The sequence below is a fragment of the Mesorhizobium sp. M7A.F.Ca.ET.027.03.2.1 genome (genome assembly GCF_003999175.1).
GTDB lineage: Bacteria > Pseudomonadota > Alphaproteobacteria > Rhizobiales > Rhizobiaceae > Mesorhizobium.
In genome coordinates this window covers 1-2,403 of the sequence record NZ_RZOM01000959.1, presented here as the reverse complement: position 1 = coordinate 2,403, position 2,403 = coordinate 1, and the positions used below count along the sequence as shown (strand labels likewise).

Below are 2,403 nucleotides of genomic sequence, written 5' to 3'. Positions count from 1 at the left end.
GAGGTGTTGCGCATCAAGGCGCCCGGCAACAGGCCGGCCTCGACCAGGATCTGGAAACCGTTGCAGACGCCGATGACCGTAACGCCGGCGGCCGCTTTTTCGGCCACCGCCCGCATGACCGGCATGCGCGCCGCGATCGCGCCGCAGCGCAGATAGTCGCCGAAGGAAAAGCCGCCCGGAATGGCGATCAGGTCGACATCGGGGATTTCGGTGTCGGTTTGCCAGACGGTGACCGGCGGCGTTCCCGAAATCTTGGTCAGCGCCGCGATCATGTCGCGGTCGCGGTTGAGGCCGGGCAGGAGGACAACGGCTGATTTCATGGCAATTCCCGTTCGAGCATCTGAACCAGATACCGGGGTGAAACGTGGTTGGTCAACCAGACACCGTTGTCGAGAGAAAGAATAATGCCCCGTTCTTGGTCATCGCTGCCGAGTCGACGCTCAGGATAGCACTTTCCTGCGTGAGATTGCGTTTGGAAAGCTTCACGCTCGTTCAAATCATACGTCACGCCGCTTTTCCGGTGAACGCGCGGAAGTCGCTGGAACAATGTCAGCGGTCAAGATCTGTAGCTGCGGAAAGCCCAACGATGGACCAGGGTTCTCACTATTGATCAAGTCTCGGCTCGTCTTTGAAGCGTCCGAGACGCTCTCTAAAGATTTTTATACAGTATGAATCCGGGATATTAACGTCTGCAGCAGCATAAGGACGATGGCTGCAAACGACTTGAGACTCCGGTGGACAACGGCAAGATCAAAGAACGCGAGGACATTCGGCGCGCCATGTGGGTATCGGCGACGATAGTGGCGTCGCTCGGCGCGTTCGCATTCATGCTGATGTGGGACGCCCGCCCTTCCACGGGGGAGCTTTTTTCAAAGTGGCTTTCCCTCGATACGAGCCTCGGCGCCTGTGCCGTCTCGTTCACGCGCCTGTTTCTCGTGACCACGATTATTTCAGTCAGCCTCGGCGTCATTTCCGCAGGGATGATCATATCGGATGCGATTGATGTCTTTACCTACAAGAGACGCTTTCGCGCTTACCGCGCACTTTTTCTGACTGGAGCGGGCCTTACGGCATTCTTGTTGGTGCCGCTTGTTTCGGGGGACGGCGTCTGGAACGCGGGTGGTCGTCACGGCTTATCTCGGATTGATTTCGCAAACGCCTGCATTGCTAGCCATCACACCACCTTTCATCGGTTGCATTGGCACCTTCTGATGGTCGCTCTTGTAGGGTGGTTCAACATGATGGTGTTGGTGGGTCTGCGGCGCGCAATTGGCGACGGGCGCGATCCGAGCCAGCTCTCCGACGATCCTCGGGTAAGAGCCGTCCAACTGGCGGCAATGGCGCGAACGAAACGGAGCCTGGCATTCGGTCGTTTCGTGTTAAAGCTCCTACTGACGGGGATGGCAGCAGCGCTTTTCTTTTTGGGCGCATCGTCAATGAAGCCGGCCGTCGTCCGCTTCATTCACACGTTCACCTGGGAACGGCAAAAAGCGGACGTGGTTGAGACCGGAATGCAGTGTGTACTGGAAGTGAAGGTCAGGCGCGACTGGGTAGAGCGGTCGCGCGCCAATTGCTCTTCTGGTGCCGCGACGGCTCCTTTGACCCCGGCGCCGGGAGAGGGCGCCTGGCGCATCACGAAAATCCCAACCGCAAAGCTCGCCTATCGCGCTCCGGGTGGTGGCGAGTATTCGTTTGACGTGGCCGGAGATTTTTTTATGAAGATGCCCACGTCGATCGGCACTGAGATCGAGCTGTTGCGAAACCCGGCCAGTCCCGAAGGGATCGACAAGGTTTTCGACTTTGGTGATGTCAAACGAATGTTCTACAAACTGCTCGTGATCATCGCTGGCGCAATCGCGATCTACTACCTGTGGGTTCGCAGGCCGCGCAGTCCACGCCCGATCTAGACCGGATCAGCGCCCGCCAACTGGCGGGCGCTATCGGCGTTACCCCAGCGTCACACTATAATTCTCAATCACCGTATTCGCCAGCAGCTTGTCACACATGGCCTTGAGGTCGGCTTCGGCCTTGGCCTTGTCGCTTTCCGCCAGCTCGACGTCGAACACCTTGCCCTGCCGCACCGCGCCGACGCCGCCGAAACCCAGGCCAGACAGCGCGTGTTCGATCGCTTTGCCTTGCGGGTCGAGCACGCCGTTCTTGAGGGTGACGGTAATGCGGGCCTTGATCACGCTGGACTTGCTCCTGTTCTGGGTATCGGGGCGCAAACCGCGATTAGTGCGGCTTGCCTTTGAGGCCGTCGGTCGAGGCGACAAGCACCGGGCCGGTCGGGCGCGGCGGCTCGTTCTCGTTCATGATGCCGAGGCGGCGGGCAACTTCCTGGTAGGCCTCGACGAGGCCGCCCATGTCGCGGCGGAAACGGTCCTTGTCGAGCTTGTCCTGCGT

Annotated in this window: 3 protein-coding genes and 1 pseudogene; 1 reads left to right on the top strand and 3 read right to left on the bottom strand. The window is 59.5% G+C overall.

The window, feature by feature from the left end; genetic code table 11:
* A partial coding sequence (locus EN750_RS29605; protein WP_189526557.1) for a phosphoribosylformylglycinamidine synthase subunit PurQ occupies window positions 1–320 on the bottom strand: 320 nt, incomplete at its 3' end.
* A 414-nt stretch (window positions 321–734) separates the two neighbouring features.
* Between EN750_RS29605 and EN750_RS29600 the strand changes: the two genes are divergently transcribed.
* On the top strand, window positions 735–1,907 hold the full coding sequence (locus EN750_RS29600; protein ID WP_127398865.1) for a hypothetical protein: 1,173 nt from the start codon (window positions 735–737) through the stop codon (window positions 1,905–1,907).
* A gap of 39 nt (window positions 1,908–1,946) precedes the next feature.
* Here EN750_RS29600 and purS read toward each other — a convergent pair whose 3' ends face one another.
* Both purS and EN750_RS29590 read right to left on the bottom strand, forming a co-directional pair.
* Complete coding sequence (gene purS, locus EN750_RS29595; RefSeq protein WP_027028672.1) at window positions 1,947–2,189, bottom strand: phosphoribosylformylglycinamidine synthase subunit PurS; 243 nt, start codon at window positions 2,187–2,189, stop codon at window positions 1,947–1,949.
* A gap of 43 nt (window positions 2,190–2,232) precedes the next feature.
* Window positions 2,233–2,403: pseudogene (locus EN750_RS29590) on the bottom strand (phosphoribosylaminoimidazolesuccinocarboxamide synthase); the annotation flags it as partial.